Raw genomic sequence first — 22,960 nt, 5'->3', positions numbered from 1 at the left:
TAAGTGCTGAAAGCATCTAAGCACGAAACTTGCCTTGAGATGAGTTCTCCCAGATTATAAATCTGTAAGGGTTGTTTAAGACTAAGACGTAGATAGGTCTGGTGTGTAAGCGGTGCGAGCCGTTGAGCTAACAGATACTAATTGCCCGAGAGGCTTAACTATACAACGCTCAAGGGTTTTTGAGGTTGTAAGACTAAAATAAAAAGACTCAGAGACGAAGAAAGTTTTGAAGGAGAATCAGCTTGTTTGGTTGTGAGACACTAGAGATAGTGAGAGCAGAATAGAGAAAAGTTATGAAAGGAATAATCCTGGCGGCGATAGAGCGGTGGTCCCACCTGACCCCATACCGAACTCAGAAGTGAAACGCCGATGCGCCGATGGTAGTGTGGGGCTTCCCCATGTGAGAGTAGGACACCGCCAGGTACTGAATGTAGAACCCCGAGCTGAAGAGCTTGGGGTTTTTGTTTATGGATCGTGGACTAAAGATTAGTTTGAAAAAAGGAAAGTGCGGTCAAAATCAGAATAGTTTTATTAAAGATGTTTAAATCTTTTAATGAGAAAATATAGGTGGAATGGTACAATCACCAAAATTTTTTATAGGATAAATAACACAAATGGCTCGAAAAAAGAAAAGTCGTAAAATTAGCGATATTATGCCAATTCGTAAATCGGACAAGAAACCTGAAGCACCGAAGCTATCAGGTAAGAAATTAACACGTTATGAACTAGATGCTAAGGCAAGAGAAGATAAGAAAAAACGTAAACATAAAGGTTTAGCATCCGGTTCTCGTCATAGTAACGCTGAACAAAATAAAAATAATCAAGTCGTTGAACAAAAAGATCCGCGTATTGGTAGCCGTAAAAAGGTTCCACTGATTGTTGAATTTGTGAATAAGCCTGAGAAAGGGATGACAATTCCAGCAGTAAAAGAACCGAAAAAACTTGCGCCCGAAATTGAGTTAGAACGTTTAGAAAATAATGAAATTCTAAATGAATTATTGGATGCTTTAGATGAAGGCAAAACGATTAGTAAAGCTGATCAACAATTTGTGGATGAATGCTTAGATCGTATTGCTCAGTTAATGGAAGAATTAGGTATTCAAGATGAAGAAGAGACAGAGAATGACCTCTATCGAACCTTCGAGAAAATTGATATCAACCAATTCAGATAATTGTCATGTGGCCGATTATTTTAAGTATTATTGCTTTGGGAATTATTGCTGGCGTATCATTTTATGCTTTCAAATTACTTAGGAAGTTACGCCATCAAAGCACTCTCATTAAACAGGCTAAGATAGCACGTACAAAACGCCTAAAAGAGAGTATGGTAATTATCGCTAAAGCGATGCAAAATGGAGATTGCAACCATTCAGAAGGAGTGATTCGTTTATCAATGCTTTTACTCCCTTTGGGACAATCTTTGCAACCATATCAAGCGATGTATGCACTTTATAACATTGTGAAAGAAATGCCTACGCATGAAGCTAGAAAAGCCTTATTAAAAAAAGAAAGAATGAAACTCGATCTTGAGCGAGAAAGTGCAGAAGCAAAATTTGAAGAAGAAATTATGTTGGAGTTACGTCAGTTTTTAAATGACGTAGATAAATTTGGGGAAGCTTAATGTCTGAAATTATTTGGGATCTTGCGTTAATTCAAAAATATAACCAATCAGGACCTCGTTATACATCTTATCCAACTGCATTAGAATTTAATGAAAGTTACACAAACGAAGATTTTATTGCAGCGGCTAATCGTTATCCGGAAAGACCACTTTCCCTTTACGTACACATTCCGTTTTGTCACAAACTTTGTTACTTTTGTGGCTGTAATAAGGTAATTACTCGTCATCAACATAAGGCGGATATTTATCTTGATTATCTTGAAAAAGAAATCAAAGCGCGTTCAGAATTATTCAAAAATCGTGTTGCGACTCAAGTGCATTGGGGCGGCGGTACACCGACTTATTTGACAGAAGAGCAATCAGCTCGTTTGATGAAGATGCTTAAAGATCATTTTACGATTGCGGATAATGCAGAAGTTAGTATTGAAATGGACCCACGCGAAATTGAGCTAGACATGCTTGATCATTTACGCAATATTGGTTTTAACCGAATTAGCATGGGTGTACAAGATTTCAATAAAGCGGTTCAAAAAGCGGTAAATCGTGAACAAGATGAAGAGTTTGTGAATGCGTTACTTGTTCGTGCTCGTGAGTTAGGTTTCCAATCGACTAACCTTGATTTAATTTATGGATTGCCACTTCAAAATGTGGAAAGCTTTATGTTTACATTACATAAAGTGATTGAATTAAATCCAGATCGTTTGAGTATCTTTAACTATGCCCATTTGCCAAGTCGATTTGCGGGACAAGCAAAAATTAAAGAAGATCAATTACCGCCACCGGAAACTAAGTTAGAAATCTTACAGAAAACTATCGAAACTTTGGGCAATGCAGGCTATAAGTTTATCGGTATGGATCATTTTGCTAAACCTGATGATGAATTAGCGATTGCCCAAGAGAAAGGTGTTCTACATCGAAATTTCCAAGGCTATACCACACAAGAAGAATGTGATTTGCTTGGTTTAGGTGTGTCAGCGATTAGTTTATTGGGTGATACATACGCTCAAAACCAAAAAGAATTAAAACATTATTATCATGATGTGGAAAATTCAGGAATCGCATTACATAAAGGTTTAGCGATGACAGAAGAGGATTGCCTACGCCGTGATGTGATTAAGCAGTTGATTTGTAACTTTAAGCTTGATTTTGCACCAATTGAAAAACAATATAATATTGATTTCAGAAAGCACTTTGCTGAAGATTTACAGTTATTACAACCATTACTTGAAGATGGATTAATTTCTGAAACGGAAACAGGCTTACAAGTTTCGCCTAAAGGTCGATTATTAATTCGTAATATTTGCTTATGCTTTGATACCTATTCAAGAGCGGCAGCAAAACGACAACAATTCTCTCGAATTATTTAGTTATACAAAAAACGGTCAAGATATAATCCTCGACCGTTTTTTCTTTTTATCTATTTTTATTCTGCGATACTTTCTAGAGCCCATAACTCGCTGAGATTTTCTCTACGACGAATTAAATGAGCTTTGTTTCCATCCACTAACACTTCAGCCGTACGTGGACGAGAATTGTAGTTTGAGGACATACTTGCACCATAAGCACCAGCAGACCGTTGAGCAATATAATCTCCTTCAGCAATAGCGAGCTCACGCTGTTTACCTAAGAAATCAGAGGTTTCGCATACCGGGCCAACAACATCATAAATGGCTTTTTCACGCCCTAAAGTGCGGTCAATTTCAATTATATTCATATAAGCTTCATAGAGTGCTGGACGAATCATATCGTTCATGCCTGTATCAGTAATCGCGAAGTTACGGCTTTCATTACTTTTTAAGTATTGAACTTTCGCCACTAAAATCCCTGCATTCGCTGCGATCGCTCGACCTGGTTCTAAAATAATTTCGAGATCTTCATAATCTTTTAATTTATTCAGTAGCGCCGTCGCATAATCACTTGGATGGGGTGGCGTTTCATCAGTATAAGTTACGCCTAAACCACCACCGAGATCTAAGTGTTTTAATGTGATGCCATCTTCTTTTAATTGTTCCATTAAACGAATGAGGCGATCAGTTGCATCTAAGAAGGGCTGTAATTCAGTCAGCTGAGAGCCAATATGGCAATCCATACCCGTAATTTTCACATGAGGTAAGGTTGCAGCTAATTTATAGACTTCACGTGCTTCATCTACGCTCACACCAAATTTATTTTCTTTCAATCCGGTGGAAATGTAAGGGTGGGTATGGGCGTCCACATCGGGATTCACGCGTAAAGAAATAGGGGCTACTTTACCCATTTCACCCGCAATTTGGTTGATATGGTGTAATTCCGCAACAGATTCCACATTAAAACAACGAATGCCTACTTCTAACGCTCGCATAATTTCTGCGCGAGATTTTGCCACGCCAGAAAAGACAACTTTTGATGCTTCTCCGCCTGCTGCTAATACGCGTTCTAATTCGCCCTGTGAAACGATATCAAAGCCTGAGCCTAATTTTGCCATGACATTCAATATACCAATATTGGAATTGGCTTTTACGGCATAGCAAATTAAGTGCGGATGATCTCCTAAGGCTGAATCAAAAGCATGCCAATGGCGCTCAAGCGTGGCACGAGAATAAATATAAAGCGGTGTGCCAAATTCTTCAGCGAGTTGTTTGACGGGCAAATCTTCAACATAAAGTTGCTCGTTTTTATATTGGAAAAAATCCATGACGAATCCTTTAAGTGCGGTCAGTTTTTATTGTGTTTTTTGTGTGTTTTGCGGCTGTTCTTTTTCAGGGAAATATAATGGCCCTTTTACGCCGCAACCTGTAGTCAAAGTACAGAATGCACCTAATAACAAAATAGAAAGTAATTTTTTCATTTTTCAATCTCTATAATAAGTAAAATCTGCCTTTGCCAACGAGGCGAAAGGCTTTATAATTCACGGCATTCTATCAGATTTAATCGGAAAATTTTATGAATGTTGCAGAATTTCACCAAAATATTGAACAGGTTTGGCAAAAAATTGAAGAAACGTTAGAGAATCAAGATTGTGATGTGGATTGCGAAACACAAGGTTCGGTATTCACGATCACATTTGATGACCGTTCACAAATCGTTATCAATAAACAAGAACCACTTCTTGAGCTTTGGCTTGCGAGCCGTTTGGGTGGATTCCATTTTGCTTATAAAAATAATGATTGGGTGGCAAATGATGGTAAATGCTTTTGGGATTCTTTAACCGAGGCGGTTGCGGCTCACGGAGAAACGGTAACATTCTAATGACCGAACTCGCGGAACATGCCCCGCAAAAAACAGACTTAAAAATGACCGCACTTAATATATTGCAGTCTGTTTTTGGTTACCAATCTTTCCGCAAAGGGCAGGAAGAAGTGATTCATGCTGCATTAAGCGGTCAAGATGCCTTAGTGGTGATGGCTACAGGAAATGGCAAATCCTTGTGTTATCAAATTCCAGCACTTTGTTTTCCTGGTCTCACATTAGTGATTTCGCCTTTGATTTCTTTAATGAAAGATCAGGTAGATCAACTCCAAGCAAACGGTATTGAAGCCGATTTTCTGAATTCTAGTCAGACACCCGAACAACAGCAACAAGTTGAAAATAAGCTGATTTCAGGTCAATTAAAATTATTGTATGTATCACCTGAAAAAGTGATGACAAACAGCTTTTTTCAGCTGATTTCTTATGCTCAAATTTCCTTTATCGCCATTGATGAAGCCCATTGTATTTCACAATGGGGGCATGATTTCCGTCCTGAATATACCCAACTTGGCGGCTTAAAAGCGGCTTTTCCAAATGCGCCGATTATGGCATTAACGGCTACGGCTGATTATGCGACAAGACAGGATATTCTCACTCATCTTAAATTAGACCATCCTCACAAATACATTGGCAGTTTTGACCGTCCGAATATTCGTTATACGTTGGAAGAAAAGTTTAAGCCAATGGAGCAGCTTACGCATTTTGTCTTAGCTCAGAAAGGCAAAAGTGGCATTGTGTATTGTAATAGTCGTTCGAAAGTAGAACGTATAGCTGAAACTTTGCGAAATAAAGGTGTTTCAGCTGCGGCATATCATGCGGGAATGGAAACTGCACTGCGTGAACGCGTCCAGCAAGATTTTCAACGAGATAATGTTCAAGTTGTGGTTGCGACGATTGCGTTTGGAATGGGCATTAATAAATCCAATGTGCGTTTTGTTGCCCATTTTGATTTGCCGAGAAGCATTGAATCATATTATCAAGAAACTGGTCGCGCGGGGCGAGATGATTTACCTGCAGAAGCAGTACTTTTCTACGAACCGGCTGATTATGCTTGGTTACAGAAGATTCTGCTTGAAAAACCAGAGACGCCACAACGTCAAATTGAGCAACATAAATTGGAAGCCATTGGTGAATTTGCCGAAAGTCAAACTTGTCGCCGTTTGGTATTACTCAATTATTTTGGTGAATATCGTCAAACGCCTTGCCAAAACTGCGATATTTGTCTAGACCCGCCAAAGAAATATGATGGCTTAATTGATGCGCAAAAAGTGATGTCGACGATTTATCGTGTGGGGCAGTGTTTCGGCGTGCAATATGTGATTGCGGTATTGCGAGGGATGCATAATCAAAAAATTGTAGAACGCCAACATGATAAGTTAAGTGTTTATGGCATTGGTAAAGATAAAAGCAAAGAACATTGGCAATCGGTCATTCGCCAACTTATCCACCTTGGTTTTATTCAACAAGTAATCGGTGAGTTTAATAGTGCAACGCTTCAGCTCACAGAAAGTGCACGCCCTGTTTTAAAAGGCGAAGTGCCGCTTGAATTAGCGATGCCACGTATTTCATCCATTAATAAAATTGTGCATACGTCTCATAAAAATACAGTGGCAAATTATGATAAAGATTTGTTTGCGCGTTTGCGTTTCTTACGGAAGCAGCTAGCGGATAAGGAAAATATTCCACCTTATATTGTCTTTAATGATGCAACATTGCAGGAAATGGCACAGTATATGCCAACAAGTAATATTGAAATGCTACAAATTAATGGAGTCGGGGCGATCAAATTAGAACGCTTTGGGCAGCCGTTTATGGCATTGATTAGAGAACACAAAGCAATTTTAGAAAAGGCAGAAAAAGAATAAGTGCGGTCAAAAAACAAAGAATTTTTCGACCGCACTTTTTTTCTAGCTTGCACTTACATCTTGTTCATCGCGTAATTGGCGGTCAAAGACTTGTGCACAATCATCGGTACCTGAACCATACCAAGTGGTATCACGTAATGCTACTTCACCTTTACGGTATTTTTCCACTTCGCTTTTCTTCACCAAATAACCCGTTACCCGAATCAAATCGGTGTTTTTAAGGTAAGTAGTGATATAGCGGTAACCTTGAGCAAATGAACCATTGATAATATCAACAACGGCATCTAAATGATCCACATAGGTTTGGTCAAAGGCAAACAAATCTCCCGTACCTGATGGGAAGTATTTATGGAATGGCGCCGATTGTTTCAAATGAGCCAGTAACGTTGGTTCTTCACCCACACGAATGCGATGTGCTGGCGCATTACGTTTATCTTCTTCATGATTGCTTGCGCCTACTTGAGCATGTAATAAATAACGATTGCCCGTGCGTTCAGCATACACGCCTTCATGGTTATCCGTGACTTCTTTTAATTTATCCATAATCAAGGTTGCAATTTCATCACCGCGTTGGCTTTTACCAAAGGTTTCGTTTAAGCCTTCTTGTTGCAATAAATGATTTGTCGCATCTGCAAGTCCTACAATGGCAAACATCCCCGTAAAATTAGTCCGTTTGATAAAACCTTCTTTTTCGAGGAATGAGGTATTAAAGAAGTTGCTTTCTTCTACTACAAATTTATGGCGTTTATCCATTGTGGAGAGCGCACATTTTGCTACACGAGGTAAAAGTTCATTGACCATTTCATCCACGGTTTTACAGGCGCGTGCGATAGTCCCTAAGCGTAAGCGAGTGAGCGTATAAGCCCCGCCACATTCAGGCAGTGCGTTATAGCAGCTTGCAATACCATATTGTTCGCCTAAGTCAGAAATGTAGTAAGCATCATTAGCAAAAGATGGTTTAGAAACTAATAAGCACGCTTTTGCCGCTAATTCTGCAAATTCACGACTTGTTTTGCTCTTATCGTAACGAATGGTCATATTTGGTGTTGGTGCTTCTAACTCAATCACCGCTTTTAAAATTAAACGCCCTGCTTTGGTGTCATAAGGCCCAATATTGGCATGACAGAATGAATCTGGCACAGTTTTATCCACATGATTTAAGAAACGTTTAATTTTGATGTAGTCTTGTTCCTCATCGGTAATAAACGGATCAAGTAGCACGTCTAAACGACCAATGTAAACTGGGAATGTGGTAATGGAGGGCACGTGGGAATATAAAATCAATAAGCCATCTAATGCTTCATCAAGATCTTTTGGTGGCGGCAATTCAAGGAATTCACAGCCTTTTTTAATATACACATTGTAATCCGGCAAAATATAGCGGGGGCGATAAATCGCATAGCCTTCGTTTAAATCACAGATCATTTGATTTTGAAGGAATTGCCATTCTTCATCCGTGTAGCCTAATAATTCACGAGGATCAAATAATCGCTCGGCGATATTGCCTAAACACATGAGTTTTTGTTGATAGGTGAGTGTATTGGATTTTACGGTATCCAAAATATCTTGAAGAGATGCAAGCATAATCATGTCCTAATTTAAAAGGGTAGCCTATTTTAAGTCAGTGGCTGAATGATGACAATTTTGACAATGTGATCTACATCACATTTATGATATTTATCAGTCAATTCGGTTATATCATATGACGTTAAAATGTTTTGGTTTTATGGGGTTTCCCATTATGATGTAAGCGTTAAATATAAATGGGAATAATATGAAAAAAGCACGGGTGATTCCTCACACCAGTTGGGCCGCCAAATCGCTATGGTCAGTCGAAGGTAAAACCATGTCGATGCTCTTATTTGCTTTGGCAATACTGGGCATTGGAGATGGCTTGATTGTGCTCGCTAATTTGGGTTCTTCACCTTGGACCGTACTTTCTCAAGGCGTGGCATTACAAGCTGGAGTTAGTATTGGTTGGGCATCATTCGGTATTAGCTGTTTGGTGATGTTGGCTTGGATTCCCCTTAGGTTAAGATTTGGGCTTGGCACGATTTTGAATATTATCGTGATTGCTTTTTTTCTGGGTTTAACCGTGAAAATTATACCTGAACCAACCGCACTTTTGAGTCGAATCTTATTCGGCGGAATTGGGCTTTTGCTTTATGGGCTTGGAACAGCATTATATTTAACCTGTCATCAAGGCGCTGGCCCGCGGGATGGATTAATGGTGGGGTTTTGCCAACGCCTTCATTTAAAAGTAGGCATTGTGAGAACAAGCCTTGAAGTGTCGGTTTGTGTGTTGGGTTATCTTCTCGGCGGCACAGTCGGAATCGGTACCGTTGTTTTTGCCGCCGCAATAGGTTGGATTGTACAGTTATGCTTAAACTCAATTGCTCGCTTGCCACATCTTCCGCACGAAGGGGATAATCTCAATTAAGGCATCATCAATCGAAATTAAGCCTAAATTAATTTCCTCTTTGCCTTTTGGCGGGCAGAAAGCAAGATGTTTATCTGCATCATTAATCGGCTTCCAACGACGAGGCTGAGATGAGCGACTATTTGGATAGAATCCGATCGTTGGCACATTGAATGCACTACTTAGATGCAATGGTCCAGTAGAGCCCGCAATGAATAAATCTGTACAAGCCAGTGAGTGAGCAAAATCCACTAATCCTTTATTCTTATCGTAAACCACCACATTTGGGTTATCGATTTTTGCCGCTAACTCATGGGCTTTTTTACTTTCACCAGGTCCTGCCGTTAAGATAATCTGACAGTCAAATTCGTTTAATAAACCTTGTATCAATTGAGCATACTGTGTCAGAGAAAGGCTTGTTGCTGAACCACCTGTTCCACTATGCACAAAGACCCATTTTTTATCCGCCGATAAACCGAATTGTTCTTGAAGAAAAATACGTTGTTTTTTAACCGCACTTTCAGGAAATGAAAGGTAAGGTGGTTTAGGTTCTACAATCGGCATGTTGTGTTTCTTTAAGAACGCCCGAGCCAGATCTTGATTGTACTCGGCTTCCGATTTTTCTGAACGTGAACGGCGTTGTGTTAAACGATGGTTATAAAGGATTTGTACCCATTTTGTTGCGGGCGCAAGACGATAAGGAATCCCACTTTTCCAGGCTAATTTACCGTTATGGGTATTGGAAAAGAAGCTAATCATGCCATCAAATTGCTGCTCTTTGATTTCTTTAATAAGCCGGTTGAAATCTGCTTTGTCGTTCTTAGCACTATCAATGATAACATCATCTAAATAAGGGCAAATTTGTGCAAGTGGTGCGGTATAAGCTGGCACAAGTGCGGTCAGTTTTAGCTCGGGATTTGAGGCTTTCAACATCGCAAAAGCCGGAAACGCCTGAACAAAATCACCCAGTTTATCGTTACGAATGACTAAAATTTTCATTATTCCGCCTTCTGATGTGTTCGTATTGCAGCATAAAACACAATCGTTAAGAAAAAGTAAAAAATAGTACCTGAATTATGTACCAAGAAACCTTGGCTTAAGCCATAAATCATCACAGATAAAATATGGGCAACACCTAACGTTGCAATCAGCTTAACCTCATCGTTCGTGGTGTTTAGCTTTTTCATAAAGGTACGCAGAGGAATAAATAAAACAGCAAGCAAGGCGAGTAATCCGACGATTCCTCGTTTGGAGAGGTCATCTAAATATTGGTTATGAGCATGTGTAAATTGTCCAATGTTACCTGTAGCAATTTTTTCTTCCGTTTCTTGCTTACGTTTTTCTGTTGCACCTTGAATACCCCAACCAAATAAAGGTTTTTCTTTTGCCATTGCAATTGCGCTTTTCCACATTTCAAAACGAGCACCTAGAGAGGTGTTACCATTATTTTTATCTAGATAAAGCTGGATATCTTTTTGAGCAACATTAATTCGTTCCATAATGCGGTTATTGGGCATTTGACTAATACCAATGCTCGCGACCACAATAATCCCAAAGAAAGTCAGGAAAAAACGTTTTGAAAGAGAATGACGATAAATATAAAGAATAACGACAAGCAAGACAGGCAATGCAACCCATCCACCTCGAGCGGTAGAAAGCAAACTTCCTACGATGCCACATAAACCACCAATAACACTAAGAGTGGTTAACTTTACGTCTTTTTTATGATGGGCATAGAGGGCAATAATTAGGCTAAAAATACCTAATGACATAGAAATATCACCACCTTGAATATGCATAATTCGAGGATTTTGCTCTGGGCGTAGATTCAAGATAAATTTATCATAAAGTGCTACGCAAAGGGAAATAATACTACCAAGCGGAATAGAGTAACTCAAAACGCAAGTTTTGATAGGGTATTTTAATAATAAAAGTAAAACAGGAACAAAGAAAACGACTCGGCTTGCAGTATCAAGATCGCGCATTTTCCCCCCGTTAATGCAGAGGGAAAGTACAAATGTAAGAAAATAAAAAAGGTAGCTATAAATTAACCATTTATCAACTTTCGATAAGTTTAAAAGTGGTTTCTTGATTAAAGCATAAACGCCATAACCTAAACCGATTAACATCAGTAGAGCAGGTGCAGCATTATATCCCCCCTTGACAATAAATATCGAAAGGAAGAAAAGCGTTACTGCAAAGTTTATTAGGGTAACTAACCAATTTTGTTTTGTTATTTGCATAGATTATGCTCGATATTTAGGTTATGTAAAATAAAAAAACCGCACTAGAAAGTGCGGTCTTATTTTAGTCTATTTTTATGGATTATAAAACATCAATGCAGTTTAAGTCTTCGAAAGATTGCTCTAAGCGTTTAGACATTGATTCTTCCATTTTACGTAACCAAACACGTGGGTCGTAGTATTTTTTGTTTGGTGCATCAGGACCTTCAGGGTTACCTAATTGACCTTGAAGATAAGCTTCATTTGCTTTATAGAAGTTTAAGATACCATTCCATGCAGCCCATTGAGTATCAGTATCGATATTCATTTTGATTGCACCATAGCTAATTGCTTCGCGGATTTCTTCGCGGCTAGAACCTGAACCACCGTGGAAAACGAAGTTGATTGGTTTTGCTGGTAGATTGCGTTCTTTTGCAACGAACTCTTGTGATGCACCTAAAATAGATGGTTTTAATTTTACGTTACCTGGTTTGTAAACACCGTGTACGTTACCGAATGCAGCCGCAACGGTAAAGTTAGGGCTTACAGGGTTTAATTGATCGTAAACATAAAGCACATCAGATGGTTGGGTATATAAACGAGATTCATCTACATCTGAGTTATCCACGCCGTCTTCTTCACCACCGGTAATACCAATCTCGATTTCAAGAGTCATGCCTAATTTATCCATACGAGCAAGGTATTCACGGCAGATTGCCATGTTTTCTTCCATAGGCTCTTCAGATAAGTCAAGCATGTGAGAAGAGAATAATGGACGACCTGTTTCTGCAAAGTGTTTTTCACCCGCTTCAAGTAAGCCATCGATCCATGGAAGTAATTTTTTCGCAGCATGGTCGGTATGCAGAATAACTGGGACACCATATTCTTTGGCTAAAGTATGAACATGTTTTGCACCTGCGATCGCACCTAAAACGTCTGGACGTGCACCGCTTGTTGGTTTGATACCTTTACCTGCGTAGAAAGCTGCACCACCGTTTGAGAATTGGATAATTACTGGTGCTTTCACACGAGCAGCGGTTTCCAATACAGCATTTACGGAGTCTGAACCCACGCAGTTTACTGCAGGGATCGCGAAGTTGTTTGCTTTGGCATAAGCAAAGATTTTTTGTACATCTTCACCTGTTACTACGCCAGGTTTTACGATATCTAATAATTTAGCCATAGTTGTGTTTCCTTTTGTTTTGGAGGGTTTATCCTCCGTTTGAAGAATCAATATTTATCCCCTCTGTGCAGAGGGGATAGAAAGCATTTAATTAACCGTTCGCACGTTTTTCAAGAATTTCTACTGCTGGTAATACTTTACCTTCAACGAATTCTAAGAATGCGCCACCACCGGTAGAGATGTAAGAGATTTTATCTGCAATACCGAATAAATCGATAGCTGCTAAAGTATCACCACCACCTGCGATAGAGAATGCATCGCTGTTTGCAATTGCGTGAGAAATGATTTCAGTACCTTTACGGAAGTTAGGGAACTCAAACACGCCAACTGGACCATTCCATAAAACGGTTTTTGCATTTTTGATGATTTCAGCTAATTGTTCTGCAGATTTATCACCGATATCGAAGATAGATTCATCGTCTTTCACTTCGGTTACTGATTTTTCTGTTGCAGGTGCAGTTTCAGAGAATTCAGTACCAACACGCACATCAACTGGAACTGGAATATCCGTGCTTGCTGCTAATTCTTTTGCTACAGGGATTAAATCTGCTTCATATAATGATTTACCTACATTGTGGCCAGCTGCCGCGATAAAAGTATTTGCAATACCACCACCCACGATAATTTGGTCAGCAATTTTTGAAAGAGAGTTTAATACTTCTAATTTAGTGGAAACTTTAGAACCGCCTACGATCGCAACCATCGGACGAGCAGGTTCTTTTAATGCTTTACCTAATGCATCTAATTCTGCTGCAAGTAATGGACCTGCACAAGCAACTGGTGCAAACTCTGCTACGCCGTAAGTTGATGCTTGCGCACGGTGAGCCGTACCGAATGCATCCATCACGAATACATCGCAAAGTGCGGCATATTTTTTACCTAATTCAGGATCGTTTTTCTTCTCACCTTTGTTTACACGTACGTTTTCTAAAACAACGATTTCGCCTTCTTTAACATCCACACCGTTTAAGTAGTCTTGTACTAAACGCACATTGAAACCTGCGTCTTTTAAGTAATCAACAACCGGTTGTAAAGAGTCTTCAGGTTTGAATTCACCTTCAGTTGGACGACCTAAGTGAGAGGTAACCATCACTTTTGCGCCTTTCTCTAAAGCCAGTTTTAACGTCGGGATAGTCGCACGAATACGCGCATCAGATGTCACTTTGCCATCTTTTACTGGTACGTTTAAGTCCGCGCGAATAAATACACGTTTACCTTTTAAATCTAAGTCGGTCATTTTGATTACTGACATAAGCTTTCCTCTTGGGTTAGTTAAAATTAAACAGGGACATTATACCTAGATCTTACTAGGTTGTAACGATGTAGATCAAATAAAAAAGCGAATTATGCTTATTTAGGGCAATCGATTACTTGCCATTGGCGATTGTAACAAATGAATAGTTCATTATGGCTCGCCCCTAAATAAGCGCCTTTTAATTGCGGATTATTTTGCTTCATCCATTGAAATAATTCTTTACGGCTTAATTGTTCGTTTGGCAAGGAAAGCGATTCAAATAATGCTTTCTCTTGTTTGAAATAAGCTTCCGCTGAATCAAAGGCGCAGCTACCGTGTTTTTCCCATTCGCCTTGCAACAATTTTGCGCCTGGCGAGATTGAAAGGTAAGGCTCGATCGTTTCAATTGGAAGTGGCGCTAAATCACCCTTACAAAAACGTGGGTGCTCCGTAACAGAACGTGCATTCGCATTTTGTGGCCATAAGCCATGTACTACCCAGCCAAATTGATTTTTTGTACTACATTGATATTGCGCTGAATCGGGTAAATTATTGCCATATTGAGCACGTTGTTTTTCACAGAATGCCGGCGACCAAGATAAGGCCAACATATAATAATCAACAGGGGCATTTTTGTTTTGCCCAATAGCATCATCACGCATGATGACATCATAATTCCCAAAATCTTTAGTATTTTTGACCGCACTTTGACTTTGCTGTTGTGTGGTTGTTGGGGCTGGTTTGGTGTCTTTTTTGTGTTCAGTGAAATATTGCCAAATACTAAATGCGGCAAGGGCAATAAGGGAAAGAGTGGAAACCTGTTTTTTCATAAAAATCCTGTTTAAATTTTGTCAATTTTGCTTTTGTCGGCTATAATTCGCCGCTTTCTCATATAAAGGAATGGTATGGCGTTACTGATCACAAACAAATGCACAAACTGCGATATGTGCCTCCCCGAATGCCCGAATGAAGCAATTTCAATCGGCGAGGAGATCTATGTGATCGATCCTGTGCTTTGTACGGAATGTGTTGGTCATTATGACACGCCAACTTGCCAAAAAGTTTGCCCGATTACCAACTGCATCAAGCCAGATCCTGAGCATCAAGAAAGCGAAGAGCAGCTTTGGGAACGTTTTGTGATGATTCACCATTCGGATAAGTTGTAGAATTTACCTGATCTTTTTCTTTTCGTCCAATGACTATGAATAAAACGAAGTTAATTAAAATCGCCATCATTCTGATTTATTTGTTCAGTCCCATTGATATTTTGCCTGAAGCGGTGCTTGGCCCATTAGGTTTAGTGGATGATGCGGCAGCCATTGCCTTATTAATTCGGATTTTATTGAAAAAATAAAAACTTGAATAAAATCAACCGCACTTTGCTTTTCTTATTCTTGCAAAATTCCATCAATTTCTCTAAACTACGCGTCGGAAAATTTCTTTCCTCATCATTTCACTTTAAACGCTACCCGTGAGTAGCAAAAGGGACCTCAATTATGACAAACGTCAATCAATATGGCTGGAAAGCCTTGGTTGGATCAGCTGTCGGCTACGCGATGGATGGATTCGATCTTCTTATTCTTGGATTTATGCTTAGTGCCATTTCGGCAGATCTTAATTTAACTCCCGCACAATCTGGCTCATTAGTTACCTGGACACTTATTGGTGCAGTGGTAGGCGGTATTGTATTTGGTGCATTAAGCGATCGTTATGGGCGAGTACGCGTACTGACTTGGACAATCGTCCTCTTCGCCGTATTTACCGGTTTATGTGCAATCGCACAAGGCTATTGGGATTTATTAATTTATCGCACTATCGCGGGTATCGGTTTGGGTGGTGAATTTGGTATCGGTATGGCATTAGCCATTGAAGCTTGGCCCGCAAAACACCGTGCAAAAGCCGCTTCCTATGTGGCGTTAGGTTGGCAAGTTGGTGTGTTAGCGGCGGCATTACTCACCCCTGTATTGCTTCCACATATTGGCTGGCGTGGCATGTTCGTTGTTGGTATCTTCCCTGCATTTGTTGCTTGGTATTTACGAGTACGCTTACATGAACCTGAAATTTTTTCGCAAAAACAGACTGAACTTTCAACCCAAAAAATATCTAAACTGGAATCTTTCAAACTCTTAGTGAAGGACAAAGCAACCACAAAAGTGAGCCTTGGTGTGGTGGTGTTAACTTCCGTACAAAATTTTGGCTACTACGGCATTATGATTTGGATGCCAAACTTCTTATCTAAACAACTTGGTTTTAGTTTAACGAAATCAGGTTTATGGACGGCTGTTACGGTATGCGGCATGATGGCAGGGATTTGGATTTTTGGTCGTCTAGCCGATAGAATCGGACGTAAACCAAGTTTCTTGTTATTCCAACTTGGTGCTGTGATCAGCATCATCACTTACTCTCAATTAGCTGACCCAACCGCTATGTTGGTGGCTGGTGCATTCTTGGGGATGTTTGTGAACGGCATGATGGGCGGTTATGGTGCATTAATGGCTGAAGCCTATCCGACAGAAGCACGTGCAACGGCACAAAATGTGTTGTTTAACCTAGGTCGTGCAGTTGGTGGTTTCGGACCAGTTGTTGTCGGGGCGATTGTCTCTGCGTACTCATTCAGTACTGCAATTGCTTTCTTGGCGGTGATTTATGTCATCGACATGGTAGCGACAGTCTTCTTAGTGCCCGAATTAAAAGGCAAAGAATTGAGCTAAGTGCGGTCAAAAAATTAACGTTTTTGAAAACATCGGGGTTAAAGCCGATGTTTTTTATTTGTGAAAAATCAGCCAATTTCAACCGCACTTTGTGCTAAACTATGGTCACTTTTTCCAATTTTGAAGAATTATCGTGTACGCTAAACGTTCAGTTTCTACCCGTATTGCTAAATATTTATTTGTAGTCATTATCTTCATGGGCATTATTAGCTCATTGAGTTTGATCGTGATGGCAAGTAATAAGTCGGATGCGGAAGCCATTAATATCTCTGGTTCTTTGCGTATGCAAAGTTATCGGCTATTAACAGAAATGGAACGTTCGCTGGATACGGTAGAACAAAATTTAGTGCGTTATCAACGCAGTCTCAATGCTGATGCTTTGCTGACGGTACAAAATCAGCTTTTTGCACCTTCAGGGGTGAGAGAGTCTTATCAAGAAATCCTAAAACGCTGGGCGGTGATGTCCGATTTTGCGCGTAGCCATCAAATTGAAAAATATCACGCCGAACTAAAAAGTTATGTACAAGATGTCGATGATTTCGTGTTGGAATTACAACGCTTTGCTGAACTAAAATGGATTATTGCAGTTTCGGTATTGTGTGTTTCTATGCTATTGATTCTTGCGATGGTGTCTTATGTGATTTGGTATATGAAGCGCGAAGTCGTGAAGCCTTTAGAGCAGATGACCAAAGCCAGCATGCAAGTACAAATGGGGCAGTTTAACCATATCCAGCTTGATACAGAAAGCAATAATGAACTGGGTATTTTAGCGAAAGTGTTTACGCAAATGTCTTCTGAGTTAGGGCGACTTTATTCGCGTTTAGAAGATGCGGTAAATGAGCAAACGCAAAAGTTGCGTCAAACCAACCGCTCTTTAACAACACTTTATCAAAGCTCACAGTTACTTACGCCCACGAAGATTAATGATAAAATTCTCAGTCAAGTACTTAATCATATTCGTGTCAGCGAACATTTACGCTACATTGAATTAGAGATTTTAGGCGCAGAGCATTGGGAAGTTTCTTTTGGTCAAAAAGATCCTAAACAATCACTTCAAGTTGAAGAACTTTCTATTGAAAATGAAAACCTAGCGGTGCTTTCATGGCAAGCGGGTTTGCCTTGTCCTGATCCACGAATGATGAAAAACTTAGGGCAAATGGTGGCAAAAGCATTGTATTCACACAAAACGCAACGCCAGCAAGAGCAACTCTTATTGATGGAGGAGCGGTCCATTATTGCACGGGAATTACATGACTCGTTGGCGCAAGTGCTGTCTTTCTTACAAATTCAATTAACGCTGTTAAAGCATAATTTGAAGAAAGAAGACGAGGAATCAAAAGAGAAAAGCATTGCGATCATTGGTGAATTTGAACAAGCTTTATCAGATGGGTATTCTCAATTACGAGAATTATTAGCGACCTTCCGTTTAACGGTACAAGAAGCCAACTTACAGGTTGCCTTGGAACAAGTTATCGAAAGTTTACGTTCGCAAACGAAAATGCAAATGACCGTGGAATGCAGTTTGCCATCACAAAGTTTAAATCCACAAGAATTAGTGCACGTTCTACAAATTGTGCGTGAAGCAACACTGAATGCGATTAAACACTCAAAAGGCACGCTGATTGAAGTGAAAGCCCATATTAATGCCGAGGGAGAATATGAAATCCTTGTGCAAGATAATGGCGTCGGGATTCCGACGTTAGACGAGCCAGAAGGGCATTATGGTTTAAATATCATGACTGAACGCAGTCGCCAATTAAATGCTCAGCTTACAATTTCAAAAGGGGAGCAAGGTGGTACGATGGTGAAAATCACGCTCCCTCACACGTTTTTTTAAGGAAAGTTAATGCAAAGTTTACAACCGTTTCACACCTTCAATATTCCGGCAAATGCGCGCGAAATTATTGAAGCCACATCGATTGAACAAATCCAACAAGCTTGGCAAAAAGCACAAGCTGAAAATCTCCCTGTCTTATTTTTAGGTCAAGGCAGCAACATGCTGTTTTTAGAAGATTTTCAAGGGATAGTGATAGTTAACCGTTTAGCAGGTATTCAACATACAGAAGATAGTGATTACCATTATTTGCATGTTAATGGTGGCGAAAATTGGCACCAGTTGGTGGAATGGTCACTCTCGCAAGGAATTAATGGTTTAGAAAACCTTGCGCTCATTCCAGGTTGTGCCGGCTCAGCGCCGATTCAAAATATTGGAGCGTATGGCGTAGAATTTAAAGATGTGTGTGATTATGTGGATGTGTTGAATCTTAACACGGGCGAACAATTCCGCTTACAGGCGAACGAATGTGAATTTGGTTATCGTGAAAGTATTTTCAAACATCGCTATGCACAAGGCTATGTGATTACAGCAGTTGGATTGAAATTAGCCAAAAATTGGCAACCGATTTTAAAATATGGCTCATTAGTGAATTTTGATCCTCAAACTGTAACGGCAAAACAAGTGTTTGATGAAGTGTGCCATATTCGCCGCAGTAAATTGCCCGATCCTAAAGAGTTTGGTAATGCGGGCAGTTTCTTCAAAAATCCTGTGGTGAGTGCAGAGCAATTTGCAAAAATTCAAAAACAGATCGAAAATCTACCGCACTTTCCACAACCGGATGGTTCAGTGAAACTTGCAGCGGGTTGGTTAATCGATCAATGCCATTTAAAAGGTTTTCAAATTGGTGGTGCAGCCGTTCATCAACAGCAGGCTTTAGTGCTGATTAATAAGGGCAATGCCACTGGGCAGGATGTGGTTAAGCTTGCGCATCATATCCGTCAAACCGTGGCAGATAAATTTGGTGTATATTTACAGCCTGAAGTGCGCTTTATGGGCGCGAATGGCGAAGTGAATTCAGAGCAAGCCATTAGTTAATTTATAGAGGAAAGCAATCATGAACTTTAAAGACATTTTAGAGACTTTACCAAGCATTGAGCATCTAACAGGTTTGGACGTATTAAACGGTGAAACCGTGATTCATCATATTCCTGCTGCACCAGGTAAGCTTGGCTCGCTTCGTCTTTATAATACGTTGGCTGAAAAATTTAACGGAAAATTAGACCGCACTTCAGCACAGCAAGGCATTGAATGGTTTGCAGAACATGTTGAAGATGCCAAACAAAATCCAGGCAAGCACCCTAACATCGACTTATTGTTTAAAGTCGTCGCGGAAGAATTGAATTATTCACTCATTCCATTAAAATAGTTTAATAAATTTTTTGTAATAAATTTGAACTTTTAATCGCTAAAAACTGTCAAATAGAACAAATTAAAGCTACAATAATTTTAAATATTGTGCTATAACTAGACGATTAATAAGTTGGAGCTTAGCTCCGCATGCTGTGAGGAGAAGAATGAATAAAGAAACTCAAATGATGTTAGTACCTCAAGGTAGCATCGAAGGTTATATTCGAGCAGCAAACGAATATCCGATGCTGACTGCAGAGGAAGAAAAAAGCTTAGCAGAACGTTTGTATTATGACGGTGATATTGAAGCAGCGAAAAAGTTAGTTTTATCACACTTACGTTTTGTTATTCATGTTGCGCGTGGTTATTCAGGTTATGGATTACCGCAAGCAGATTTAATTCAAGAAGGTAATATCGGATTAATGAAAGCGGTAAAACGTTTTAATCCGGAAGTGGGTGTTCGCCTTGTATCTTTTGCGGTGCATTGGATCAAAGCTGAAATCCATGAATATGTCCTTCGCAACTGGCGTATTGTGAAAGTTGCTACCACGAAAGCACAACGTAAATTGTTCTTTAACCTACGTAAAACTAAACAACGTTTAGGTTGGTTCAATGAAAACGAAGTGGATATGGTGGCGAATGAGCTTGGTGTGTCAAAAGAAGATGTCATCGAAATGGAATCCCGTATGACAGGGGCTGATGTAGGCTTTGATTTGCCAACAGACGATGATGACGAAGCTTATGCACCTTCTTTATATTTAGAAGACAAAAGCTCAAACTTTGCGGCAGAGCTTGAAAGCGAAAACTTTGAAGAACAAGCAACAGAAAAATTAGGTACAGCCTTAGCAAATCTTGACGAACGTAGCCAAGATATTATCAAAGCGCGTTGGTTAGATGATGATAAAGCCACCCTTCATGATCTTGCAGCAAAATATAATGTGTCTGCAGAACGTATTCGTCAGCTTGAAGCAAACGCACTGAAAAAACTTAAAAGTGCGGTTGATTTCTAAGCCATTTTGATAAAAAGAAAACCTGTCGATTATCGACAGGTTTTTTTATTTATTTCTTTTTGGATTTTCCCCACATTTTATCTTCTTGGCCTCGCCATAAGCGCTGAATATTGTCGTGGTGGCGATAAATCAGCAAACAGCAAACTAAGGCAACAGGGAAGGTAAATTCAGGCTTAAGCCACCAAACATAAAATGGCACGAGAAGTGCCGTAATGACTGCACTTAATGAGGAATAGCGACTAATTAAGAAGACTAACAACCACGTACCTAGCGTTGAACCAGCGACGCCCCAAGAGATGGGCGCAATGGCACCGAATGCGGTCGCTACACCTTTCCCGCCTTTAAATTGAAAGAAAATGGGGAAAATATGGCCTAAACACGCACCCAAGGCAACCATGCCTAATTCAAATTGTGTGAGTCCTAAATAATAACCCGCCCAAACAGGTAACATTCCTTTTAAAATATCGCAAATTAATACTGCAAGCGCCGCCCAACGTCCGCCAATACGCAATACATTGGTCGCACCAGGGTTATGAGAGCCATTTTTTCGCGGGTCAGGCAAGCCTGCTACCTTACAAATCAAAATTGCACTGGAAATCGAACCCAGTAAATAAGCAAAAATCATATAAAAAAGGGCAAATAGGCTCATTTTGTGCTCCACAATCTTGATTGTATTTGAAAAACTTGTTCGTTATTTTAACCAAACTTGATAGCATAAGCCCACTATATTTTTACAGGAATGAGAGATGGATCGTATTTTTATTGAAGAATTAGTGGTCTTCGCACAAATTGGGGTGTATGACTGGGAGCAACAAATCAAACAAAAGCTCGTTTTTGATTTGGAAATGGCATGGGATTGTCAAAAAGCCGCAGAAACAGATGATGTGCAATACTGCCTCAATTATGCGGAAGTGAGTCAATTTATTTTAGATTATGCCCAAGCTAAGCCATTTTTATTGATTGAGCGTGTGGCTTATGAAGTAGCAGAGCAATTACAACAACGTTTTGGGATTTCATGGTTACGCCTCAAATTAAGCAAACCCAAAGCGGTTGCTCAAGCAAGTAATGTCGGAATTATTGTAGAACGAGGCGAGTTGAAATAATCGCTGAAAATTGACCGCACTTTGTTAATCTCAAAACAAAGTGCGGTTCATTTTTTAGATGTTTTTAAGCGCCAAACGGAACGCACTCATCCCACTTTTTAATACCAGTACGCTTAATATCATGCTTGCTAGCGGATCAACCCATAACCATCCCAGAAAATAGGCACTGAGCCCCGAAAGTATCGCAATAATGGAACCGAATAAATCGGTCAGTACATGTAGATACGCCGCTTTGATATTGAGATTATCATGATCGCTGTTCAACATGATCTTCGCCACGAGAAGATTCACCAATAATCCGAGAGATGCCACGCCAAGCATTGGTAGTGCCATCATTTCGATGGGATTTTGCCAGCGTTGAATCGCCTCAAATAAAATCATCAATGCCACGACAATCAATGAGCCGCTATTAAGTAAGGCAATGTATCGTTGTTTTTGAGCGGATAGAAACAACGCTAACAAGGCTAAAAATAACGATAAACTATCATTTGCCATGTGTCCTGCATCAGCCATGAGTGCCAAACTGTTAAACCAATAGCCTCCAACAAATTCGACAACCATAAAGCCCGTAATGATGGCAAAACTGAGTGCTAAGATTTTTTTATCTTGTGGAATATGTGCATGAGATGAATGGTCATGGTGTTCATGGGAATGATGTTCGGACATAATGCTCCTCATTGTTTCTTTGATTAACTTGGGATAAAGTATAAAGTCCGTAGCAACTACAAGGTCAAGGCTTAATTTTAGAAAGATGAAGATTCATGAACTCAGCAAACAAAGCGGTATTCATTTAGAAACGATTCGGTATTATGAAAAAATGGGGTTAATGCCAGAGCCTAAACGTCTGGCAAATGGTTATCGAGATTATGATGAAGCCAGTTTGAAGCAATTAAAATTTATTAAAACCTGCCGAGCGTTGGATTTTAGCTTGGCCGAAATTAAATATTTTAATGCGTTGAAAACGCAGCAATCTCAACATTGCGAAGTGGATAGCATGCTGGCGAAGCATTTGGTTTCAGTCGAAGAAAAAATTGCCGAACTGACTGAAATTAAACATTTCCTACAAAGTTTAATTAGCGAAGATGATCATCAAGCTGCTGATTGTAAAGCAATGGCCCAATTAAAAGCCTATTAAGTGCGGTCTAAAAAATATCAAAAATCCGCACATTGATGTGCGGAT

General features: G+C 39.8%; 25 protein-coding genes and 2 rRNA genes. 17 read left to right on the top strand and 10 right to left on the bottom strand.

Going from position 1 to position 22,960, the window contains the following annotated elements; translation table 11 throughout:
* From HMPREF2732_RS05810 to hemN, 5 genes are all read left to right on the top strand, one after another.
* Positions 1-162: ribosomal RNA gene (locus HMPREF2732_RS05810) — 23S ribosomal RNA — on the top strand; the annotation flags it as partial.
* Positions 163-307: 145 nt separating this feature from the next.
* Positions 308-423: ribosomal RNA gene (rrf, locus tag HMPREF2732_RS05805) — 5S ribosomal RNA — on the top strand.
* Positions 424-614: 191 nt separating this feature from the next.
* Positions 615-1,172 carry a Der GTPase-activating protein YihI gene (gene yihI, locus HMPREF2732_RS05800; protein ID WP_070591954.1) on the top strand — a complete coding sequence of 186 codons (558 nt, stop codon included), beginning with the start codon at positions 615-617 and terminating at the stop codon, positions 1,170-1,172.
* A gap of 5 nt (positions 1,173-1,177) precedes the next feature.
* Positions 1,178-1,621: a DUF2489 domain-containing protein gene (locus HMPREF2732_RS05795; RefSeq protein WP_070591952.1), complete on the top strand. Its 444-nt coding sequence runs from the start codon at positions 1,178-1,180 to the stop codon at positions 1,619-1,621.
* Entirely contained in the window at positions 1,621-2,988 is a 1,368-nt protein-coding gene (gene hemN, locus HMPREF2732_RS05790) for an oxygen-independent coproporphyrinogen III oxidase (protein ID WP_049365246.1), read from the top strand. Before HMPREF2732_RS05795 ends, hemN begins: the two co-directional genes overlap by 1 nt.
* A 56-nt stretch (positions 2,989-3,044) precedes the next feature.
* On the opposite strand, the gene lysA is transcribed toward hemN, so the two are convergent.
* Both lysA and lptM read right to left on the bottom strand, forming a co-directional pair.
* Positions 3,045-4,295, bottom strand: coding sequence for a diaminopimelate decarboxylase (lysA, locus tag HMPREF2732_RS05785; protein WP_070591951.1), 1,251 nt, complete (start codon positions 4,293-4,295; stop codon positions 3,045-3,047).
* Between the two features lie 27 nt (positions 4,296-4,322).
* Positions 4,323-4,448: an LPS translocon maturation chaperone LptM gene (lptM, locus tag HMPREF2732_RS09675; protein WP_083304350.1), complete on the bottom strand. Its 126-nt coding sequence runs from the start codon at positions 4,446-4,448 to the stop codon at positions 4,323-4,325.
* 95 nt (positions 4,449-4,543) lie between these two features.
* Here lptM and cyaY point away from each other — a divergent pair, with 95 nt between their 5' ends.
* Together cyaY and recQ are read left to right on the top strand one after the other, a co-directional pair.
* Complete coding sequence (gene cyaY / locus HMPREF2732_RS05780) at positions 4,544-4,849, top strand: iron donor protein CyaY (protein ID WP_070591948.1); 306 nt, start codon at positions 4,544-4,546, stop codon at positions 4,847-4,849.
* Positions 4,849-6,714 carry a DNA helicase RecQ gene (gene recQ, locus HMPREF2732_RS05775; protein ID WP_070591946.1) on the top strand — a complete coding sequence of 622 codons (1,866 nt, stop codon included), beginning with the start codon at positions 4,849-4,851 and terminating at the stop codon, positions 6,712-6,714. The genes cyaY and recQ overlap by 1 nt, the downstream gene beginning before the upstream one ends.
* 42 nt (positions 6,715-6,756) lie before the next feature.
* Here recQ and HMPREF2732_RS05770 read toward each other — a convergent pair whose 3' ends face one another.
* Positions 6,757-8,298, bottom strand: coding sequence for a YjjI family glycine radical enzyme (locus tag HMPREF2732_RS05770; RefSeq protein ID WP_070591942.1), 1,542 nt, complete (start codon positions 8,296-8,298; stop codon positions 6,757-6,759).
* Positions 8,299-8,488: 190 nt separating this feature from the next.
* Between HMPREF2732_RS05770 and HMPREF2732_RS05765 the strand changes: the two genes are divergently transcribed.
* Entirely contained in the window at positions 8,489-9,154 is a 666-nt protein-coding gene (locus tag HMPREF2732_RS05765) for a membrane protein YczE (RefSeq protein WP_049368706.1), read from the top strand.
* On the opposite strand, the gene HMPREF2732_RS05760 is transcribed toward HMPREF2732_RS05765, so the two are convergent.
* The 5 genes from HMPREF2732_RS05760 to HMPREF2732_RS05740 form a co-directional block, all read right to left on the bottom strand.
* Positions 9,104-10,135, bottom strand: coding sequence for a glycosyltransferase family 9 protein (locus HMPREF2732_RS05760; protein ID WP_049368705.1), 1,032 nt, complete (start codon positions 10,133-10,135; stop codon positions 9,104-9,106). The two genes, HMPREF2732_RS05765 and HMPREF2732_RS05760, sit on opposite strands and share 51 nt — an antisense overlap.
* Positions 10,132-11,376 carry an O-antigen ligase family protein gene (locus HMPREF2732_RS05755; RefSeq protein WP_049384073.1) on the bottom strand — a complete coding sequence of 415 codons (1,245 nt, stop codon included), beginning with the start codon at positions 11,374-11,376 and terminating at the stop codon, positions 10,132-10,134. Before HMPREF2732_RS05755 ends, HMPREF2732_RS05760 begins: the two co-directional genes overlap by 4 nt.
* A gap of 82 nt (positions 11,377-11,458) precedes the next feature.
* Positions 11,459-12,538: a class II fructose-bisphosphate aldolase gene (gene fbaA, locus HMPREF2732_RS05750; protein ID WP_049368703.1), complete on the bottom strand. Its 1,080-nt coding sequence runs from the start codon at positions 12,536-12,538 to the stop codon at positions 11,459-11,461.
* Between the two features lie 91 nt (positions 12,539-12,629).
* Positions 12,630-13,790, bottom strand: a complete 1,161-nt coding sequence (pgk, locus tag HMPREF2732_RS05745) for a phosphoglycerate kinase (protein ID WP_005696971.1) — start codon at positions 13,788-13,790, stop codon at positions 12,630-12,632.
* A gap of 98 nt (positions 13,791-13,888) precedes the next feature.
* Entirely contained in the window at positions 13,889-14,602 is a 714-nt protein-coding gene (locus HMPREF2732_RS05740) for a ribonuclease T2 family protein (protein WP_070591939.1), read from the bottom strand.
* Positions 14,603-14,677: 75 nt separating this feature from the next.
* On the opposite strand from HMPREF2732_RS05740, the gene HMPREF2732_RS05735 reads away from it, so the two are divergent.
* The 7 genes from HMPREF2732_RS05735 (at position 14,678) to rpoH (ending at position 20,677) form a co-directional block, all read left to right on the top strand.
* Positions 14,678-14,938, top strand: a complete 261-nt coding sequence (locus HMPREF2732_RS05735) for a YfhL family 4Fe-4S dicluster ferredoxin (RefSeq protein ID WP_014064693.1) — start codon at positions 14,678-14,680, stop codon at positions 14,936-14,938.
* Positions 14,939-14,973: 35 nt separating this feature from the next.
* A complete protein-coding gene (locus HMPREF2732_RS05730) occupies positions 14,974-15,126 on the top strand; it encodes a DUF1232 domain-containing protein (protein WP_005696968.1) in 153 nt (50 codons plus the stop codon).
* 142 nt (positions 15,127-15,268) lie between these two features.
* Complete coding sequence (locus HMPREF2732_RS05725) at positions 15,269-16,483, top strand: MFS transporter (RefSeq protein WP_070591935.1); 1,215 nt, start codon at positions 15,269-15,271, stop codon at positions 16,481-16,483.
* Between the two features lie 133 nt (positions 16,484-16,616).
* Positions 16,617-18,320: a nitrate/nitrite two-component system sensor histidine kinase NarQ gene (narQ, locus tag HMPREF2732_RS05720; RefSeq protein WP_070591932.1), complete on the top strand. Its 1,704-nt coding sequence runs from the start codon at positions 16,617-16,619 to the stop codon at positions 18,318-18,320.
* A gap of 9 nt (positions 18,321-18,329) precedes the next feature.
* Positions 18,330-19,355, top strand: coding sequence for a UDP-N-acetylmuramate dehydrogenase (gene murB / locus HMPREF2732_RS05715; RefSeq protein ID WP_070591929.1), 1,026 nt, complete (start codon positions 18,330-18,332; stop codon positions 19,353-19,355).
* A 19-nt stretch (positions 19,356-19,374) separates the two neighbouring features.
* Positions 19,375-19,686: a DUF2322 family protein gene (locus HMPREF2732_RS05710; RefSeq protein WP_070591926.1), complete on the top strand. Its 312-nt coding sequence runs from the start codon at positions 19,375-19,377 to the stop codon at positions 19,684-19,686.
* 148 nt (positions 19,687-19,834) lie between these two features.
* Positions 19,835-20,677: an RNA polymerase sigma factor RpoH gene (gene rpoH, locus HMPREF2732_RS05705; protein ID WP_049368696.1), complete on the top strand. Its 843-nt coding sequence runs from the start codon at positions 19,835-19,837 to the stop codon at positions 20,675-20,677.
* Between the two features lie 49 nt (positions 20,678-20,726).
* Here the strand turns inward: rpoH and plsY are convergent, their stop codons facing one another.
* Positions 20,727-21,326 (bottom strand): glycerol-3-phosphate 1-O-acyltransferase PlsY, encoded by a 600-nt coding sequence (gene plsY, locus HMPREF2732_RS05700; RefSeq protein ID WP_014064698.1) that lies wholly within the window; start codon positions 21,324-21,326, stop codon positions 20,727-20,729.
* A gap of 97 nt (positions 21,327-21,423) precedes the next feature.
* Here plsY and folB point away from each other — a divergent pair, with 97 nt between their 5' ends.
* Positions 21,424-21,780, top strand: a complete 357-nt coding sequence (gene folB / locus HMPREF2732_RS05695) for a dihydroneopterin aldolase (RefSeq protein WP_065244670.1) — start codon at positions 21,424-21,426, stop codon at positions 21,778-21,780.
* A gap of 54 nt (positions 21,781-21,834) precedes the next feature.
* Here folB and HMPREF2732_RS05690 read toward each other — a convergent pair whose 3' ends face one another.
* Positions 21,835-22,446, bottom strand: coding sequence for a cation diffusion facilitator family transporter (locus HMPREF2732_RS05690; protein ID WP_070591924.1), 612 nt, complete (start codon positions 22,444-22,446; stop codon positions 21,835-21,837).
* An 85-nt stretch (positions 22,447-22,531) separates the two neighbouring features.
* On the opposite strand from HMPREF2732_RS05690, the gene HMPREF2732_RS05685 reads away from it, so the two are divergent.
* Entirely contained in the window at positions 22,532-22,915 is a 384-nt protein-coding gene (locus HMPREF2732_RS05685) for a MerR family transcriptional regulator (RefSeq protein ID WP_070591921.1), read from the top strand.
* Positions 22,916-22,960: the final 45 nt, after the last annotated feature.

This window comes from Haemophilus sp. HMSC061E01 (assembly GCF_001810345.1).
Taxonomy (GTDB): domain Bacteria; phylum Pseudomonadota; class Gammaproteobacteria; order Enterobacterales; family Pasteurellaceae; genus Haemophilus_D.
Note: the sequence above shows the minus strand (reverse complement) of the source record. Positions and strands in the feature narration are given on the sequence as shown.

What these genes read in the sequence shown, in the direction of transcription:
- HMPREF2732_RS05685 (WP_070591921.1), top strand. Translation starts at nt 22,532, where the DNA reads ATGAAGATTCATGAACTCAGCAAACAAAGCGGTATTCATTTAGAAACG.
- lptM (WP_083304350.1), bottom strand. Translation starts at nt 4,448, where the DNA reads ATGAAAAAATTACTTTCTATTTTGTTATTAGGTGCATTCTGTACTTTG.
- yihI (WP_070591954.1), top strand. Translation starts at nt 615, where the DNA reads ATGGCTCGAAAAAAGAAAAGTCGTAAAATTAGCGATATTATGCCAATT.
- lysA (WP_070591951.1), bottom strand. Translation starts at nt 4,295, where the DNA reads ATGGATTTTTTCCAATATAAAAACGAGCAACTTTATGTTGAAGATTTG.
- rpoH (WP_049368696.1), top strand. Translation starts at nt 19,835, where the DNA reads ATGAATAAAGAAACTCAAATGATGTTAGTACCTCAAGGTAGCATCGAA.
- folB (WP_065244670.1), top strand. Translation starts at nt 21,424, where the DNA reads ATGGATCGTATTTTTATTGAAGAATTAGTGGTCTTCGCACAAATTGGG.
- HMPREF2732_RS05735 (WP_014064693.1), top strand. Translation starts at nt 14,678, where the DNA reads ATGGCGTTACTGATCACAAACAAATGCACAAACTGCGATATGTGCCTC.
- plsY (WP_014064698.1), bottom strand. Translation starts at nt 21,326, where the DNA reads ATGAGCCTATTTGCCCTTTTTTATATGATTTTTGCTTATTTACTGGGT.
- fbaA (WP_049368703.1), bottom strand. Translation starts at nt 12,538, where the DNA reads ATGGCTAAATTATTAGATATCGTAAAACCTGGCGTAGTAACAGGTGAA.
- HMPREF2732_RS05765 (WP_049368706.1), top strand. Translation starts at nt 8,489, where the DNA reads ATGAAAAAAGCACGGGTGATTCCTCACACCAGTTGGGCCGCCAAATCG.
- HMPREF2732_RS05755 (WP_049384073.1), bottom strand. Translation starts at nt 11,376, where the DNA reads ATGCAAATAACAAAACAAAATTGGTTAGTTACCCTAATAAACTTTGCA.
- HMPREF2732_RS05770 (WP_070591942.1), bottom strand. Translation starts at nt 8,298, where the DNA reads ATGCTTGCATCTCTTCAAGATATTTTGGATACCGTAAAATCCAATACA.
- HMPREF2732_RS05725 (WP_070591935.1), top strand. Translation starts at nt 15,269, where the DNA reads ATGACAAACGTCAATCAATATGGCTGGAAAGCCTTGGTTGGATCAGCT.
- cyaY (WP_070591948.1), top strand. Translation starts at nt 4,544, where the DNA reads ATGAATGTTGCAGAATTTCACCAAAATATTGAACAGGTTTGGCAAAAA.
- murB (WP_070591929.1), top strand. Translation starts at nt 18,330, where the DNA reads ATGCAAAGTTTACAACCGTTTCACACCTTCAATATTCCGGCAAATGCG.
- HMPREF2732_RS05740 (WP_070591939.1), bottom strand. Translation starts at nt 14,602, where the DNA reads ATGAAAAAACAGGTTTCCACTCTTTCCCTTATTGCCCTTGCCGCATTT.
- HMPREF2732_RS05690 (WP_070591924.1), bottom strand. Translation starts at nt 22,446, where the DNA reads ATGTCCGAACATCATTCCCATGAACACCATGACCATTCATCTCATGCA.
- HMPREF2732_RS05795 (WP_070591952.1), top strand. Translation starts at nt 1,178, where the DNA reads ATGTGGCCGATTATTTTAAGTATTATTGCTTTGGGAATTATTGCTGGC.
- HMPREF2732_RS05710 (WP_070591926.1), top strand. Translation starts at nt 19,375, where the DNA reads ATGAACTTTAAAGACATTTTAGAGACTTTACCAAGCATTGAGCATCTA.
- hemN (WP_049365246.1), top strand. Translation starts at nt 1,621, where the DNA reads ATGTCTGAAATTATTTGGGATCTTGCGTTAATTCAAAAATATAACCAA.
- HMPREF2732_RS05730 (WP_005696968.1), top strand. Translation starts at nt 14,974, where the DNA reads ATGAATAAAACGAAGTTAATTAAAATCGCCATCATTCTGATTTATTTG.
- recQ (WP_070591946.1), top strand. Translation starts at nt 4,849, where the DNA reads ATGACCGAACTCGCGGAACATGCCCCGCAAAAAACAGACTTAAAAATG.
- pgk (WP_005696971.1), bottom strand. Translation starts at nt 13,790, where the DNA reads ATGTCAGTAATCAAAATGACCGACTTAGATTTAAAAGGTAAACGTGTA.